The organism is Moorena sp. SIO4A1 (assembly GCF_010672065.1).
In the GTDB taxonomy this organism is placed as follows: Bacteria; Cyanobacteriota; Cyanobacteriia; order Cyanobacteriales; family Coleofasciculaceae; genus Moorena.
This window is the reverse complement of the sequence record NZ_JAAHHX010000050.1, coordinates 16,385-33,555: the sequence shown is the minus strand read 5'-3', so window position 1 is coordinate 33,555 and position 17,171 is coordinate 16,385. Positions and strand designations below refer to the sequence as shown.

10 protein-coding genes are annotated in these 17,171 nt (G+C 43.4%); 5 read left to right on the top strand and 5 right to left on the bottom strand.

Features of this window, described 5'->3' with window-relative positions:
• Positions 1 to 8: 8 nt before the first annotated feature.
• From F6K53_RS26090 to F6K53_RS26080, 3 genes are all read right to left on the bottom strand, one after another.
• The gene (locus tag F6K53_RS26090; RefSeq protein ID WP_293069393.1) at positions 9 to 1,340 is read right to left on the bottom strand and encodes a TRAP transporter large permease subunit; all 1,332 of its coding nucleotides are present in this window, start codon (positions 1,338 to 1,340) and stop codon (positions 9 to 11) included.
• A 4-nt stretch (positions 1,341 to 1,344) separates the two neighbouring features.
• On the bottom strand, positions 1,345 to 1,884 hold the full coding sequence (locus F6K53_RS26085) for a TRAP transporter small permease subunit (RefSeq protein WP_293069391.1): 540 nt from the start codon (positions 1,882 to 1,884) through the stop codon (positions 1,345 to 1,347).
• 71 nt (positions 1,885 to 1,955) lie between these two features.
• Entirely contained in the window at positions 1,956 to 2,123 is a 168-nt protein-coding gene (locus F6K53_RS26080) for a hypothetical protein (protein ID WP_293069389.1), read from the bottom strand.
• 85 nt (positions 2,124 to 2,208) lie between these two features.
• Here F6K53_RS26080 and F6K53_RS26075 point away from each other — a divergent pair, with 85 nt between their 5' ends.
• A complete protein-coding gene (locus F6K53_RS26075) occupies positions 2,209 to 2,421 on the top strand; it encodes a DUF2281 domain-containing protein (RefSeq protein WP_293069387.1) in 213 nt (70 codons plus the stop codon).
• 351 nt (positions 2,422 to 2,772) lie between these two features.
• Here the strand turns inward: F6K53_RS26075 and F6K53_RS26070 are convergent, their stop codons facing one another.
• Positions 2,773 to 3,174 carry a hypothetical protein gene (locus tag F6K53_RS26070; RefSeq protein WP_293030289.1) on the bottom strand — a complete coding sequence of 134 codons (402 nt, stop codon included), beginning with the start codon at positions 3,172 to 3,174 and terminating at the stop codon, positions 2,773 to 2,775.
• A 1,327-nt stretch (positions 3,175 to 4,501) separates the two neighbouring features.
• Here F6K53_RS26070 and F6K53_RS26065 point away from each other — a divergent pair.
• The 3 genes from F6K53_RS26065 to F6K53_RS26055 all read left to right on the top strand — a co-directional run bounded on the left by F6K53_RS26065 (position 4,502) and on the right by F6K53_RS26055 (position 14,445).
• A complete protein-coding gene (locus F6K53_RS26065; protein WP_293069384.1) occupies positions 4,502 to 8,515 on the top strand; it encodes a hypothetical protein in 4,014 nt (1,337 codons plus the stop codon).
• Between the two features lie 288 nt (positions 8,516 to 8,803).
• A complete protein-coding gene (locus tag F6K53_RS26060; protein WP_293069382.1) occupies positions 8,804 to 12,064 on the top strand; it encodes a DUF6603 domain-containing protein in 3,261 nt (1,086 codons plus the stop codon).
• A 389-nt stretch (positions 12,065 to 12,453) separates the two neighbouring features.
• On the top strand, positions 12,454 to 14,445 hold the full coding sequence (locus F6K53_RS26055) for a tail fiber protein (RefSeq protein WP_293069380.1): 1,992 nt from the start codon (positions 12,454 to 12,456) through the stop codon (positions 14,443 to 14,445).
• A gap of 13 nt (positions 14,446 to 14,458) precedes the next feature.
• Here the strand turns inward: F6K53_RS26055 and F6K53_RS26050 are convergent, their stop codons facing one another.
• Positions 14,459 to 14,674, bottom strand: a complete 216-nt coding sequence (locus tag F6K53_RS26050; protein ID WP_293069378.1) for a hypothetical protein — start codon at positions 14,672 to 14,674, stop codon at positions 14,459 to 14,461.
• 251 nt (positions 14,675 to 14,925) lie between these two features.
• Here F6K53_RS26050 and F6K53_RS26045 point away from each other — a divergent pair, with 251 nt between their 5' ends.
• Positions 14,926 to 16,899, top strand: coding sequence for a hypothetical protein (locus tag F6K53_RS26045; protein ID WP_293069376.1), 1,974 nt, complete (start codon positions 14,926 to 14,928; stop codon positions 16,897 to 16,899).
• Positions 16,900 to 17,171 lie beyond the last annotated feature (272 nt).

The window sequence follows — 17,171 nt, the reverse complement described above, 5'->3', positions numbered from 1 at the left end:
CTAGCTTGTCAAGTACTCAAAGAGGGCAAGAAACTGACTATACCAGGAAAGGCAATAATCAACACTAGCACCAGCAGTTGCAACAGAATAAAGGGAATCGCACCTCGGTAAATTTCCATGGTTTTCACCTCTGGTGGGGCAACACCCCGTAAATAAAACAGAGCAAAGCCAAAGGGTGGTGTCAGAAATGAGGCTTGGAGATTCGCTCCGATAATTACCCCGTACCAGACCAAGTCAAGGTTAAGCTGTTGGGCGACTGGAGCAAACAGCGGTACTACAATAAAGGCAATCTCAAAAAAGTCAATAAAGAAGCCTAGTAGGAAAATAGTTAACATACTGACTACTAGGAAGCCAATGTAACCGCCGGGAAGGTTTAACAGCATCGCTTCCATGACGCGATCGCCATTCAAGCCACGAAACACTAAACTAAATGCTGTTGAACCCAGCAATATAAAAATCACCATGCTGGTAATCCGCATCGTCGCATCAGAGCTCTGTCGCAGGGATGGCAAATTCAACTGACCATTCACACCAGCCAATACCATTGCGCCGAGGCAACCCACAGCCCCTGCTTCTGTTGGAGTGGCAATGCCAAAAAATATACTGCCCAATACTAATAGAATTAACAATAATGGCGGTATCATTGATTGGATTACCCGCTTTCCCAACGCTTTTCCACTGATATCTCGGACTTCTAGTGGTAGGGCTGGTGCTGCGTCTGGTTTGAGCCATGCTACGATGATCACATGAATGGCAAACGCCCCAGCCATCATTAAACCAGGAATCACGGAACCGATAAACAGGTCTCCTACGGATATTCCTAACTGATCTGCTAATACCACCAGGACTACACTCGGGGGGATAATCTGTCCTAATGTCCCCGATGCTACGATTACCCCAGTGGCTAGTTCCTTGTTATAACCGTAGCGCAACATAATTGGGAGGGAAATCAGTCCCATTGCCACTACTGTTGCGGCAACGACTCCAGTAGATGCCGCCAGCAACGCACCCACAATCACCACCGCTAAGGCCAATCCCCCTCGCAGCCGTCCAAACAGAATTCCCATGGTTTCCAACAGCTGCTCAGCAATGCCAGATTTTTCTAGCATGGAACCCATAAAAATAAAGTAGGGCACGGCTAGGAGAGTGTAGTTGGCCATGATACCGAAAATCCGCTGGGGCATAGCGGTCAGGAAAATCGGGTCAAAGATACCCAAACTCACTCCTATGATGGCAAACAAAATTGCCACCCCACCTAGGGAGAAAGCCACCGGGTAGCCAAGCGAAAGTAATACCAAGGCACCGCCAAACATGGCTGGACCTAACCAGTCATAACCCATGGTTTTAGTCCTCCTCCTGGGGTGCCAAATATCCGGCAAAAATTGCCCAGTTTTTGATCGCTTCTGAGATTCCTTGAAGAATCAGCAACCCAAAGCTGACAATAATCATGGATTTAATTGGATAACGGGGTAACCCTCCTGGATCTGGGGACATTTCTTGAATCGTCCAGGAATTAACAATTGCTCCCCAAGAAAAATAAATTACCATGATGCAGAAGGGAATTAAGAACAATAATGTCCCAATTAAATTAGCGATCGCTTGAGCCTTTGGCTTCAAACTCTTATAAAAAACATCCACTCGCACATGGCCATTATGCTTGAGAGTGTAAGCCGCCCCCAACAGGAATACTAAGTCAAACAAGTACCATTGAGTTTCGATAAACCCATTAGAACTCAAATTTTCTCCTATAAAACGTCCCAAGTAGCGACCAACCACATTCCACACACCAATCAGGATCATCAGTGGCAAAATCCAGTAGGTTAAGCGACCGATTCTCTCATTGAAGCTATCAATTACTCTAGAGATACGTAATAGTTGTTGCAATAGCTACACTCCTCACTTACCAGCTATTGGAATGATATTTTAACATAGCAATTACCCATGACTGCGCTGCATCAAGACATTGTGCTTAAGAATAGATAAGATTGGATAAGTTCTATCCAAGCATTGCTGAATCTTTGAATGAATATGAGTAGAGTGGGCATCCTGCCCGCTCGAAAATAAGGAGGAAACTGGCAAGATGCCAGTTCTACCAAGATGCCAGTTCCACGCAAGATGCCCATTCCACCTCACTCTTAAAATCATTCCATTATTCAGCAACGCCTTCTATCAAGTCAGCAGCTATTAGTGTTTGATGAAAGGATAGTGATGAATTACCAGACGATAGGTTTACCTAAAGATTTTCTCAGAAGCTTGCAGGCATTACCACCACAGCAACAACGCATGGTGTTTGATTTTGTCGAGTTTCTGGCTCTCAAGTATGTTAAATCTGAGCCCAGTCAATCTCAGGCTCCTCGGATTTCAGGCTTGCTAGAAGGACAAGGATGGATCAGTGATGATTTTAACGAGCCTCTATCTTGAGAATTAAGAATTAAGAATGAAGAATTTAGAATGTAGAATGTAGAATGTAGAATGTAGAATTTAGAATTTAGAATTGGGAATTCTGACTTCGGCGTTGCTGAATCAAGGAATGAATATGAGTGGGGTGGGCATCCTGCCTGGGGTGAAAATATCAGAAGCAAGATGCCCGTTCCACAAAATTCATAAAATTATTCCATTATTAAGCAACGCCCGGCCTTCTGCCTTCTGCCTTCTGACTTCACCATTCTTAATTCTCCATTCTTAATTCTTAATTCTCCATTCTCCATTCTCCATTCTTAATTCTTAATTCTCCATTCTACATTCTACATTCTTAATTCTCCATTCTACATTCTACATTCTCTCCTCCTTCAAGCACAATCGCTCCAATAACTCCTTCGGAATAGTCTCAAAATCCTCCAACAAAAAATCCATAATCGCTAGATGGCGCAAGTGACCAGCAGTGGGAGGATAACAGCGACGACTAGTGGAAAACCAGCCATTAACGGTTTGAACGGAACAGGAGCAGATCAAAGCCATATCTTCGCGAGTCAGGTCCCACTTCTGGTAAAACCGTTGCGGTGTCATGCCCAATTGGCAGTAACTGTACAGTAGGATTAGGATTTGCTCTCGTTCCGTGATGGGATAGGGATAGATATTTTCCTCCCTTGGCTCCCTCTGTTGTCCAAGCTGTTCAAGACGCTCCATAGCTTCGTGATAATCGATGGGATGATGAACGAATCGTTTTTTTGCCATATTATAGAGTTACCTAAACTGTGGTTTGGGAAAGAGCCGCGCTTGTGCCGGGTCAAGCAAGAAGCGCGGCTCTTTTTCCAATGATTATATTATAAACATTGGCTAGTATTGTTGTCAAGTGGAAAATCAAAAAAATCTCGATTTTTTTTTAATTGTCATAATTATTTACAATTAAAAAATTAGGAGATAGGAGATAGGAGTTAGGAGGTAGGAGTTAGGAGTTAGGAGTTAGGAGTTAGGAGGTGGGAGTTAGGAGATAGGAGTTAGGAGGTAGGAGTTAGGAGTTAGGAGTTAGGAGGTGGGAGTTAGGAGTTAGGAGTTAGGAGGTAGGAGTTAGGAGTTAGGAGTTAGGAGTTAGGAGGTAGGAGTTAGGAGTTAGGAGGTAGGAGTTAGGAGTTAGGAGTTAGGAGTTAGGAGTTAGGAGATAGGAGTTAGGAGGTAGGAGTTAGGAGTTAGGAGTTAGGAGGTGGGAGTTAGGAGTTAGGAGTTAGGAGGTAGGAGTTAGGAGTTAGGAGGTAGGAGTTAGGAGTTAGGAGGTAGGAGTTAGGAGTTAGGAGTTAGGAGACAGAATATTTTTTAATTCAATTTGGCGACTTCTAACTACTGGTACAATCATTTTTAACTTATGCATCAAACAGTATAGAGAAAAATTGACTTAGAAAACAGAATATTTTTTAATTCACTTTTGCGACTTATGACTAACTACTGGTACAATCATTTTTAACTTATAAGTTATAACTTATAACTTATAACTTATAACTTATAACTTATAACTTATAACTCCTCCCTCCTCCCTCCTAACTCCTAACTCCTAACTCCTAACTCCTAACTCCTAACTCCTAACTCCTTACCTCCTATCTCCTTACCTCCTGTCTCCTTACCTCCTTACCTCCTCCAAAGAGTTAGGAGTAAAGACTATTAAAGAAAGAGATGACATTAATCCCATGATCAAAACAATTTTATTATCATCTCACAATTGGCTGAACCCAAAACTAAAAAAAAGATTAATTATAATTCTGACTTTTATTTACAAAAATTTATACATTAACGTTTCTTTTTGTCCGAGTATTTATATAAGGCTTTGATGCCAATGATATCATGGAAGATACAGTCCAAAATTCACCATCGATTCATTTAATGGCAAGCTCAAACCCTTATAACTATGTTCAATTTAAGGTCAAAAAAAAAATTATTTTTTTTTAACTTATAAGCTGAAATTATTCCCCAGTAAGGATTTCAGATTGCATGTCACTCCCCCAGCAAAAACACCTATTTTTTTTTGTCACAAAAAAATAGTAAACTGCAAATCGTGTGTAAATAACTACCCATGAGCAACACTCTACTTGTTCCCATTAATCTTGATGCTCTGTGTCTGGCAAACGACCAGGAAGTCCTTGATACCATGGCAGACTACAGCCTACTACCCTATAAATATCAAGGGGAAACCCATGGTTCTGGACAAGCAAACCTCAGTGAACAGGCTCTCGCCCCCTTATTTAACCACCAATTGACTCTGGAAGCGGGTATCCATCTCCATTGGTCTATACCCGATGCCCTCACTACTGGAACCCATAATACCTTCACTACTTTCCCTCAAGTTCCCAATCGTTGGCTGATTATCCGCCAAGGAGGAGACAAGGGAGATAAACAGTGGGTGCTCGAAAGTGACTATCTCTATCCTGAGCGTCCAGTAGAGGATAATAGCCCACCACCAAAGGCGATTAATATTCTCATTGACCCACCGGATGTAGTGGATACAGATCCTGATGATGCCAGCACTTATCAATATCAACGTTACCGCTATATGGGTAAAAGTTGGGAACTGGGAGAATGGGATTCGGATGATGCTAGTAAAGAGTATGCTGCAGCTTTAACTGCCGTAGGGACCAATGCCAATGTACCCGTATTAGATACAGTTAAAGTCACCTTTGCTGCATTTTATCCTAATTCCTACAGTGTTTTTGGTTTCCACGACCCTGATTACCCCACAGAGACTCCTGGATTAGATTTACAGTATGATGTGGTGGGTTGGTACAGCGATGGTGGACAGGATTGTATCCAAAAGTTTTTAGAAGAAAATAGTGGGGTTACTGACTCCGAAGAATTACTGGCACTTCTACAAGAAGAATTTAGTTGGACGATTGAGTCAGGAGCAGCCATACCACCCCAGACTATCTATCATTCTCGCATTACCTTCAGTGGGAATGGTGGTTCCGCAGATTTATCCCAACCTAACCTAGCCGTGGGAGATTCTCCCGCCGAAGCCCTGGCTGCTTACTTAGCAAATTCCTATCCCAATAAGGATCAGACTATTGGTGGCAACTCTAACAATACCATTGGCAAAATCGTTGAAGAACAGTTAGAAGCCCTGCAAATATTAGAAAGGTTAGAGTTTAACAAGCTCGATATGTATGCCAAATTCCGAGCAGGAAGACATGAAGTGGGGTTTGGTACGGAGAAAAATGGCTATCTGTGGTCAATTATGCCCCAGGTTTCCAAGAATGAGTCAGACACTACGGATACTTCTTCACAGAATGACTTAACCTTACCAGATGATTTAGCCCAATCACTGAATGAACTGAACATCATCCAAGAGCAATATAATCAGGCTCAGCTAGACATAGAATCCTTGCAGCGTCGGTTATATAGCCAATGGTACCTTTACATGAGGGACGATCCCAACTTCTACGGAGATGTCAATGATTACAGCCTGGTGCCTTTGCGAACAGCCATGGCTACTGCGGGAGAAATAGAATTTTCTGGACAGGGAACCAGCACCACAGTGACAGCGAAAACCTTGCCCTTTGAAGTTGTATCGAGGTTAAGTAGCTACTTCAATGATTACATAGCTGCGATAGATCAGGCCGTTGAGGGAAGTTATAGCAATTTTTCTGATTATATCAAGCCAGAATTTAGAAACTGTGGGATTGAACTATCTGATAATCCAACTGTTAGCATAACTAATCAAGGAGAAGCAAACTTCTATGAAGGAAGGGCTTGGAATATTGAGGATGGAGGACAAACCTATCCCGTTAACGTAGAAGGGGGGATTTTTACCATCTATATTCCCCCTACAGCCTCTCAAATCGCTTATAACCTGGTTGGTGCTATTCGTAACTTAGGAAGTGCGATCGCAAACTACACAACTTCCACCACCCAATACCGCCTCTGCCAAGTTCCTAGTGACAATTACTGGCGTCCTAGCGATCCCTTTGTCCTCTTGACCGGAGACGCCGCCAAGGCTTCCAATCGTTTTGGACAAGATGGACGGTTGCGGGAGGATGGTTTCTTAGAATGCTACCCGATAGATTTTGATGTTACGAACATTACCAATGATGTGGATGGGCTTTTAGCAAAAATTAATAGCCTTAAACCCTCATCAGGAGAAGACTCCATTAACTTTAATACCTGGAGTCAGCAACCTTGGAATCCCTTTGCTTTCCAGTGGAATGTCTTGAACTATCCTAGTCGTGAGATGAAGGAGGGAGTGGTTCAAGATTATCAACCCAATCAAATCCTGGATAACTATAGCTTAGAACCCAATGCCATCGACCTCCAACTGAAACCTGGCAAGGAAAGCAGTTTTACCCCAGATGGTAATAGTTATAAGGGGTTCAGCATTTTAACCCCGTCGGCGGGAGAAGAGTTAAGCGGACAACTGACTAGTTATTTAAACGCACAACTTTTGCCCACTTACTACTATCAAAATAATATTCCCGAAGACGAGCAAACCCCAGACTACCTGAGTGAAAATTTTGAGGCGGTTAAATCCTGGTATGAGGCTACAGATGATGTACAAGCAATGACCGAAGAGCAAAAAGCCCAAGATACCATTTACGTAGCATTGTGGGCTTACGAACAGATGGAAGATTTAGACTGTCAAGCCCAAACTATCGGTGGGTTTAACGACACCATCATGCTCTCCCAACCCACTCTGTCACTAGAAGTGGACGATCCCCTCACTACCAATAACACAGCAAAATTGGTAACGGATCAGGTGCGTTGGACTTTAGGCGATAGCAGCATTCAATACGAATTCCTCTCAGGAGACATTTTCAACCCGATCCGCAGTGGAGGAATGACCATCGATCAATTGTGGTTAGTGGATAGTTATGGACGACATTTTACCGTCATTGACCCAGATGCAGGACAAGCGGATTTGGTAACTAGTAGCCGGATGACTCCCCCTGATAACGTTGACTATCAATTTTTATTGGCACCTCGTTTCGCCCAAAATGCCCGTCTCAACTTCCACTGGTTAGCAGCCGATGCTCCCAGTGAGATCGAAATGACTACCAAGCCAGCCCGAAATCCCGTTTGTGGTTGGATTGTCCCCAATAATCTCGACAGCACCTTGAGTATTTATGACCAGCAAGGAAAAACTTTGGGTTCCTTAGATCGAGCTGGTAATTGGAGGGCTGCCCCTGGAGGCTTTGGTATTCCTGATGTCGCCAGCATCTCTAATCCTCATCTGCGCAAGCTGGTAGAGTATCTCCTCAATCAAGGAGAAAGTTTTCAACAACAGTTTCTTTCTACCTTAGACAATTCCCTAGCCACCATCGATCCCGAAGGGTTTGCCCTCCATAGCACTCTGGCATTATTAATTGGACGACCCATGGCTGTGGTACGTGCCACCTTTAGCTTAGAGGTTAAAGGATTACCTGTGTGCGATCCTACTGTCAAAATTGAGAGCGCTGACCAAGAAGTACCCACCTACGGGTATACGGAAGTTAAAGTTCCTATTCGTTTAGGGGATTATCAACAACTCAACGATGGGTTAGTGGGTTATTGGCGAGAAACCGCCGCAGACAATGATGAAGGTTATGACTATGAAGGAAATATCTTCTATGCACCCCAAAGTAATTTATCCAATGACAGTTTGATTCAAACGGAAGCAGAAGGGTTGGTGTATTTCGAGCAAACCGTGGATGCACCACCCCAAGGAGTGACCATGTTAATCGATCCTCGGGGCACAATTCATGCTACCTGTGGGTTCTTACCCAACCGAGAATTGACCTTACCGTCGGAAAACTACACGACCGCATTACAGTCAATGGAAGTTAATTTCCTGGCTACCCCAATGTTATGCGATCGCCAAACTGATATGACAATTGACATCCACGATGGCGATCAACTTGATCCCCCAGCCTTTGATGCTAGCAGTGGTTTAGCAATTCCTGTCCCCCAACAAGCTAATGCTGTGTGGTCTTGGGTATCCCTAAGTGGTGACGAGTGGTCAGAAACCACGGAAATTGAAGGGGTTAACCCCACAGCAACGTTTTCTGAACCCCAACAACTGTATGAGGGTTGGTTGCAACTGAGTCGGGCACAGGAGGAGTAGAGGAGTTAGTAGTTAGGAGTTAGGAGTTAGGAGTCAGGAGTCAGGAGTCAGGAGGTAAGGAGTTAGGAGGTCAGGAGTCAGGAGTCAGGAGTCAGGAGGTAGAAGTGACCAAAGTCCTCACTATACTACATGTAGTCAGAAAAGATTCAATTGTATTCTATCTCCTGTCTTCTTATCTCCTAACCTCCTAAATTCTGTCTTCTTATCTCCTAACCTCCTAACCTCCTAAATTCTGTTTCCCGATACAAATCATATTTTTCAACCATCAAATTCTAAGGAGTCGAAATAATGGTCGCATTAAATGCTGATCAGATTGCGCAAATAGCAGGGTTCAATAACGTCGAAGATTTAAAGAATTTTTTATGGAATGAACTAGCTATTACTCTGCTTAATGATGTTGTTTTAGCAACCATTGCCAATGAATTTAACCTTGGTACAATAGAGTACTACTATGTCGATATAGATGGAACTTTTTTCCATCAATTTGTTTGGTCAGCAACGATTAATGTCGCACCGGATGATGAGGTTTCCGATACCTCAGAAGAACCCCAAAATGTAAATGCAGTAAATGCCAATATCCTAATTCAGGTTGAGGATGCGCCAAATACTAAACAAGACGGGCTCTATGGTGGGACAATTGATATTCCTCTGGGTGATTCAATTACCTATACTCCTACAGAGTCTGAAGATGGCGAGACAGAATACATCGCAGAATATGACGATGGTACCCTCGTCCTGAGATTTACCTTATTCTTCCAAAATAAAAAGTCTCCAGGTCAATCCCAGTCCTCATCAATTATTACGGCAAGTCTGGCTGCTGAAAAAAGTCTAGAGATTGCCCTCCAAGACCTAATTAGTACAATTTCCTTCGGACTCAGTGATTTAATTCCCCTGGAGTTATTGAGTTATTTCAAGGTGAACAGCAGCATCGTGATGGTGATTGATTGCCCTGCTAACCCAAATAATACTGGTAATTCCAGTACCGTAGTTGCCAAGAAACGATCAATGCTGTTTAGTATTGGTTTCAATGGCCGGATCATGTTTAACGACATTCCCCTAGTTAACCAAGCATTAACTCCTTCGATCGCTGATAGTGAATTTGCTTTTGAATTTTTAGTGGCATTACAAGAATTCTCTCGCAAACAGCTAATGCAAGTTAACTATTTCCTCGAAGAAATAGGAGTACCTCTAAGAATCAAACCCCCCTGCAACAGCACAAATGTCCTGAAACGGGGTGCTTCTATTGGCGCTCACTTTGAAATTGGTCCCTATGCCAAAGCTTGGTTAACCCCCTTATCCCGTCCTAAGACTACTACTCCTCCTCCTCCTGCGAAACCGAGTAGTAGTTTAGTCCCAACTAGCGATGTGCAAGTACTTGCTGCTTCCAGTTCCAATGTCAGCTCCAATGACGAAGAACTTCCCGTTACTATCACCGAAAATGGTGTTTGGTTAACAGTACAAAAATCCTTTGGCCCCCTGCATTTCGAGAAAGTAGGACTCACCTATAAAAATCAAAAAATTAACCTAACGCCTCAATTGGTTGTAGAGGTATCCCGTATGGTAATGACCCTTAATGGGTTGTCCATAGGTTCTCCTTTAATGGAGTTTTCTCCTTCGTTTAACCTGGATGGTTTTGGCTTAGAAGTGATCACCAGTGGACTAGAAATAGGTGGCACTTTCCTACTAGTTGAGGGCAGCAGCTACGATGGATTTTTAGGAACAGCCGTTATTGGCTTGAAAATTGGTAAGGGAGGCAAAAAATGTCTCTCCCTATCTTCCATTGGGGCTTTTGCTAACTTTACTGACAGCGACAATTTTGGTCTCTTTCTCTACCTAGCACTCAACTATCCCTTGGGAGGACCACCTTTCTTCTTCGTTACCGGTATATCAGGGGGATTTGGTTATAACTACCGACTAATTGTTCCCACCTTGGATGAACTAGTAGCCTTTCCTTTCGTGGATGAGGCAGTTCATGATCAAAAAGCACCGGATCCTGCTGAGAGTGCCCAGCTTCTGGCTGATGAGTTGCTGATTTTGTCTAACTATATGCCTCCGGAAGTTGGGGCTTGGTTTGGGGCAGCAGGGATTAAATTCACCTGCTTTAAGATCATGGATGGCTTTGGACTGTTGAACATTGCCCTGGATTCCAGTGGGTTTGAGATCGATTTCATTGCCATTGTCACTTTAATGCTGCCTACCACCATAACTGGTCCGTTTGAACCAATTGCCGTGGCAGAAATGGTGATGGAATCAAGGTTTGCTCCTGCTGAAGGGGTGCTCATGGTGCGGGGACAACTAACCCCTAGTTCCTATGTGTTTAGCCGAGAGTGTCATTTAACAGGGGGTTATGCTTTCGGGCTGTGGTTTGCTGGAGAAAGGGCAGGGGATTTTGTTGTTACCCAAGGGGGCTACCATCCCCGTTTTTATGCTGCGGATCGTTATCCTGATGTACCTCGCTTAGGCTACAGTTGGCAGATTGACGATAATGCCTTTACCACCGCCCAGGTCTATTTTGCTCTGTGTGGCTATGGAGTAATGGTAGGTGGACTTTTTGCCATTGCCTTTAGGGCGGGGGCTCTGTGGGCTGAGTTTGATGCGGGGATTGATTTCTTAATCAGTTGGAAACCCTACCATTATGATGTTTCCTGGCACTTCTTTGTGCGGGCGGGGATTGGTGCCCTTGCCGTGGGTCTGGGGGTCAATGTTCGTTTTTGGGGTCCAGACTTCGGTTGTAAATTCAAGATCAGAATTATCATTATTACCGTCACCATCAAGATTGGGGATCAAACGTCTCAATATCCCAATCCCATTGACTGGGATGAGTTTAGGGGAGCTTTCTTGCCCCCAGATGATGAAGTGTGCAGCATTGCCGTGGTTGATGGTTTAAGCAAGCAGATTATCCGCGAAACAGACGGCGCAGAAATCTGGGTGATTAATCCTAAAGACTTGGAATTGACCACCGATAGTATTATTCCTGCGAAACAGGTACAAACTTGGGGTGCTGACCAATCTGTGGGTACAGAGATGGCATTTGGAATTAATTCCATGGGAATTAAGAAAGATGAATTAACCACCGTCCACAATGTTACTATTACCAGGAATGGTGACGAAGAGGGTGCTAAAGGGAAATTCAAGTTTATACCCATCACCAAATATGCACCCGTTGCTGCTTGGGGTGATCCTATTTCTTCAGAACACATTGTTCCCCCGGAACCTAATGATGACCCATTTATCGAAGATGTGTTCTTTAGTTTCCAGATTGTTCCTGCCGAACAGCCCAAACCTGGAGAAACCGATGTAATCGGCGTTGAACATTTACTCTATGACACTTTACCCATCGATAATTCTTACATTTGGGAAACCATCGCAGCATTTATCCCCGATGCCAGCTTAACAAGCGAACAAGCCAAACGCGATCGCATTAACGCAACTGTGGAAAGTAATTCCCAACGGGATGACCTTTTAACAGCATTAGGCTTTGACACTAGCAAAGTCAGTATCCATTCTGGTGTCTCGGATAGTTTTATCTTTGCACCGCAGGTGAGTTAGGAGGTAAGGAGTTAGGAGGTAAGGAGTTAGGAGACAGGAGGTAAGGAGATAGGAGGGAGGTAAGGAGGTAAGGAGTTAGGAGGTAAGGAAGTAAGGAGGTAAGGAGACAGGAGATAGAAAACAGAAGAAAGAATAAAGAATAAAAATAATTCTTTTCTGACTACATGTGGCGAACTATAATTTTTGGTAACTCCCACCTCCAAACTCCCGACTCCTCAACTCCTAATCTCCAAACTCCAAACTCCTCAACTCCTAACTCCTACCTCCCAACTCCTAACTCCCAACTCCTAATCTCCTAACTCCTAACCTCCTAACTCCTCAACTCCTAACCTCCTAACTCCTAACTCCTTACCTCCTAAAAATAACCATTCACAACAGGAAATAAAATTATGAGCGAAATGCCCTTTGGGTTTACCTGGTGTTATCAAGAAACGGAGGATGATGATCAACAATGTCTGGTATTAGTTATTGGGGAACCGGAGGATGTTCCCCCACTGGATATCGAGATCAGCAATATCCTCTCAGACAAAACTATCGCTATTCGTCCTATGGGCGGGGTAAGTCAAGCCGATGGGGACAATTACCATTTTAAGTTGGCTTTTTTACCTGGCATCTTAGCCGATCCTAGTGCGATCGCTGTGGAGAGCGCAGATTGGTCAATTAGCTTTGTTTCCAATGCAGATGGAGTCAGTATTTACCTACTCTGGACAGGGACAGAAACTTGGCTGTCTGACCAAGACACGATGAAGGTTATTTTAACCGGAGTTGCGGCTCAATCTTTTGATAAAATAACCTCCGCTGATGTGACAATTAGTTGGGAATTTGACCAGGGAGGTATTGAGGTAATGAGCCCGGCGAAAATCCCTGAAGGCGGTGATTACGATGAAAACATTACTCTGGAATTAACCATGGTTCAATCAAGCGGAAAATCAAACATCCCTCTTTATGTTGGTTTTGTGAATTGTAACAAGGTTCTCAATACCTATGATGAAGCTAGCAGTTTACAACTGCGCCTGACTAATACCAACCTTCCCACTTCAGCAGCTCCTGATATTATCTTCCACTATGATGCAGATATTAATCTTTGCTCTCAGTTGGTAGTAACTTTAGAAGTGGGAACAGCAGCGGATGTACCCTGGGCCTTAGGAACACGAGACCAAGTTAACAATATTACCATCTCCATTGCGGGAGACCAATGGCAACAAAATGGCGATATCGAAACCATTGAAGTAGAGGGAGTTGTTCAAGCTTTGCAGTGGACTTTTATTCCCCAAAGTGCTGATGTGGTATTGGCGGCAAGAAAAACCATGTTAATCAACTTGGATAATATTATTACCTCCCATCCCACAGGAGAGGCTAACCTCTATTTAAGTTATCAGTATGTTCCAGGATATAAGGATGGGCAATTTGTCTGTCAAATTGAAAAAGCACCTCTAGTTGTTGATACGAAAGTGCGTATGGGAACGAGAAAAGAATTAGACGGTTTGCTCAATGTTCAAGATGGCATCACTCTCGATGGCGGTGAAATTCAAAATACAGGTCTTCTAAGATTCCGTTCTGATCTAGGTAAAACCGGCGAAAATTATCCTGTCGTGTTTTACAACCAAGATGATAATTCTAGATACATGCGTTTGGATAGTAACTTTAAACTAGAAATCGCCGGTTTACCAGCAACACCCGAGATTGAAACTGAAGAAATGTTAAAGTTGCGGCGAATTGCAGTTACGGGGGTTAAGAACTCTAACACAGTAGCTTTCAGAGTAGGGGCTTTTGAAACGGAAGAAGGCGGAAGGACTCAACTCGATATTGCCCTTTCTGGGCACCCGGACGACCACAACCATTATGGTACCGATGCCGATATGACGGTGATGAGTTTGTGCGCTGACGGCAATGTAACATTTACTGGACGAATCAAAGATCAAACTGGATATGTAATTCCTGTGGGCACAGTTGTTCCTTATGCTGGAACAGAAGCCCCAGACGGATGGTTGTTATGTAATGGTAATCATTTTGATAAGAGTGACTATCCAGAATTGTATGAGGTTCTGGGAAAAGAGAATTTGCCAAATCTTCATAAGAAATTTATCATTGGTGCTGATGCTGAGCTTAATTACAATCTTCATAAAACAGGAGGAAAAGAGAAAGTTACCTTAACACTTGCTCAAATTCCAGGTCATAATCATAATAATGGTGATTACGACCGGCTTTTAAAGTTCGATGAAACACATACTATGTTAGGTTCCAATCACTACGATTCAGACCCCGGAGACGGGAGTGAGCCCAATCTATCGTATTCTGCCAAGATCAGCAGTCAAGGTGGTGGGGAGCCTCATGAAAATCTACCACCTTATTACGCCCTTAACTACATCATCAAATTTTAGAGGAAATTAGGAGTTAGGAGACAGAATTCAGGAGGTAAGGAGACAGGAGGTAAGGAGACAGGAGGTAAGGAGACAGGAGGTAAGGAGTAAGGAGGTAAGGAGTAAGGAGGTAAGGAGAGAGAATACAGAATTTAGGAGGTAAGGAGTAAGGAGGTAAGGAGTAAGGAGGTAAGGAGTAAGGAGGTAAGGAGAGAGAATTCAGGAGAGAGAATTCAGAATAAACAGTCAATTTTATTCTTTCCTAATAACTACTAAACTCCTAACTCCTCAACTTCTTATCTTCTTAACTCCTCAACTCCTAATCTCCTAACTCCTCAACTCCTAATCTCCTAACTCCTCAACTCCTTATCTTCTTAACTCCTCAACTCCTAATCTCCTAACTCCTCAACTCCTAACCTCCTAACTCCTTATCTCCTTATCTCCTGACTCCTCAACTCCTGACTCCCTCCAAGCACTACAAATATCAACAGGAAAAATATCATGACTACAACCACCTCAGGACAACAAGTAAAATTCATTCAGTACCATCAACCAGCCCTTGAAAGTGGGGAATACCACATCAAAGTGGAGCAAACTATTTCTGACACCAAAGGCAGGATTCCTGAGGGTATAAAATATGAGAAGGAATTAATATTTTCTGTAATTGGGGAACGATTTGAACCCCTGACACCTCAAGACATTTATGCGGTTTTTCCCCCACCAGAAAGCTTAGGTGACCATTCCAACGTACTACCCCATATCACTGTTAACCGGAGTACTCTTCCTTGGGAACGTTATCCTGGTCAAAGTGATGAAAATTTAACTTGGCTGGTTTTACTATTATTCTGGGACTCGGATTTTGAGGATGACGATGATAAACCCAAACTAAAAACGATTACCCTGGGAGAATTAGTAGCGGGGGAATCTGGGGTGAAGTTCCCTTCTTACACCCTTGATGGCGTAGGACAAACAGCAGACGAGAACACAACAGTATTCGATATCAAAAAGAAGTATGTAGCTGATATTTTGCCTACTAAAGCTGATATTGCTTATGTTTCCCATGTTCGGAAAGCAGAAGACTTAGATGTTTCTGAAGACGCCACCGAGGAAGAAGCAGAAGAAGCCAAGGAATTTGCTACTGTTGTCTGTAGCCGTTTACCCCAACCCAATGGCACAAGTTACGTTCATTTAATTTCCGTTGAGGGACGCTATGGCGATGACGGCTTTGATTTCCAAGGGGCAGGGGATGAAGACCTGATCCGCTTTGTGAGTTTAGCAAATTGGAGTTTTTCTTGTGTAGATCCTAAACAAACCTTTACCGAAATACTCAAGAATCTGAATCGTACCCCCAGCACTCCCAGACTCCCGGTTAATGAGAATTCCACTGCGGAAAAATCCTTAGCCATGGGCTATGTTCCTTTATCCCATTCCCTCCGGGAAGGAAGTCAAACGGTTTCCTGGTATCATGGTCCTTTAGCAACGGGTTTTCACTCCGATACCTATGAATTTCCTGCTAAAGCTGCGGATGAATTATTACGTTATGATCCTGAGTTAGGACTGTTTGATACTTCCTATGCAGCAGCTTGGCAATTAGGACGGATGTTGACTCTGCAAAATTCCACAGTAGCCACTAGCTTGTATAACTGGAAAAGAGCATTTGCTCAAAGACTGAAACAACTGGAAAACATTTTAATTCACTTGCCCTTAACTCCCAAGCAGAGTGCAGCACCGATAGACCTTCCCCTCTATGTCTTCAAGTGGTTCAGAGATTTGGAATTGTTGAAAGGTATACCTTTTAACTATTTAGTTCCTGATGAAAAGCTACTCCCCTCAGAATCAATCCGGTTCTTCTGTGTAGATTCTTTATGGGTAGACTGTTTACAGGATGGTGCCTTTAGTATTGGTCGGGTAACAGGGGCAGATGTCACCGAAGATACTGTAATCCGTTCTAGCAACAGTGGTTTAACCCGCAGTGATGATCAAAAGCTTACCGGAATTATTATGCGATCGCAAGTGGTGGCTGGATGGCCTGGATTACTGGTGGATGGTTATGATACGGCTGTGGCGGATGGGGATTCCATTGACGAGACGGAAGGCAATCTTTTACCCCTATTACGGATGGAGAAATTAGCCAAGGATGTCTTAATTTGTATATTCCAAGGGGAAGTGAAAACCGTCGATATTCACCAAAAACCAGAAGCTATGCACTTTGGAGTAGATCCTTTTGACGTAGATGACACAGAGGTTACCAAAGATTTAAGAAATGCCAATGGTGAGCTGATTGTTGATTCAAAAATACCTGTACCCTGGAATAATTCAGCTAAAAGGGTGATCAACTTAGTGACATTTGCTGAGAATATTAAAAATTGGTTCAACAGCGATGGTGGGGGATCTTTAGATAACTTTACCTCGGCTCAATTTGGCTTACAGATGATGGAAGGGGTGCAAAAAGTTAGGTTTGTGAAGGAGGAATAGGAGATAGAATTCAGGAGTCAGGAGTTAGAGGAGGGAGCATGTCAACTTTGTAATTAGGTACATAGATCCCCCCTAACCCCCCTTAAAAAAGGGGGGAATTAGATTGAAAAGTCCCCCTTATTAATTTAGGGGGATCCAAATCAGGGGTTAACAAAATTGACATGCACCCGTTAGAGGATATCTCCCAAGTTTTTTTATACTGAGTTTTGCCCCCCTAGGGCGTGTTTTATTGCCTCGGAGATCCCCCATTATCCCCCTTAAAAAAGGGGGAC

Bases quoted from the DNA above. Each gene is read 5' to 3' on its own strand.
- F6K53_RS26075 (WP_293069387.1), top strand. From the start codon at position 2,209: ATGAATTACCAGACGATAGGTTTACCTAAAGATTTTCTCAGAAGCTTG.
- F6K53_RS26065 (WP_293069384.1), top strand. From the start codon at position 4,502: ATGAGCAACACTCTACTTGTTCCCATTAATCTTGATGCTCTGTGTCTG.
- F6K53_RS26055 (WP_293069380.1), top strand. From the start codon at position 12,454: ATGAGCGAAATGCCCTTTGGGTTTACCTGGTGTTATCAAGAAACGGAG.
- F6K53_RS26080 (WP_293069389.1), bottom strand. From the start codon at position 2,123: ATGGGCATCTTGCGTGGAACTGGCATCTTGGTAGAACTGGCATCTTGC.
- F6K53_RS26045 (WP_293069376.1), top strand. From the start codon at position 14,926: ATGACTACAACCACCTCAGGACAACAAGTAAAATTCATTCAGTACCAT.
- F6K53_RS26060 (WP_293069382.1), top strand. From the start codon at position 8,804: ATGGTCGCATTAAATGCTGATCAGATTGCGCAAATAGCAGGGTTCAAT.
- F6K53_RS26090 (WP_293069393.1), bottom strand. From the start codon at position 1,340: ATGGGTTATGACTGGTTAGGTCCAGCCATGTTTGGCGGTGCCTTGGTA.
- F6K53_RS26070 (WP_293030289.1), bottom strand. From the start codon at position 3,174: ATGGCAAAAAAACGATTCGTTCATCATCCCATCGATTATCACGAAGCT.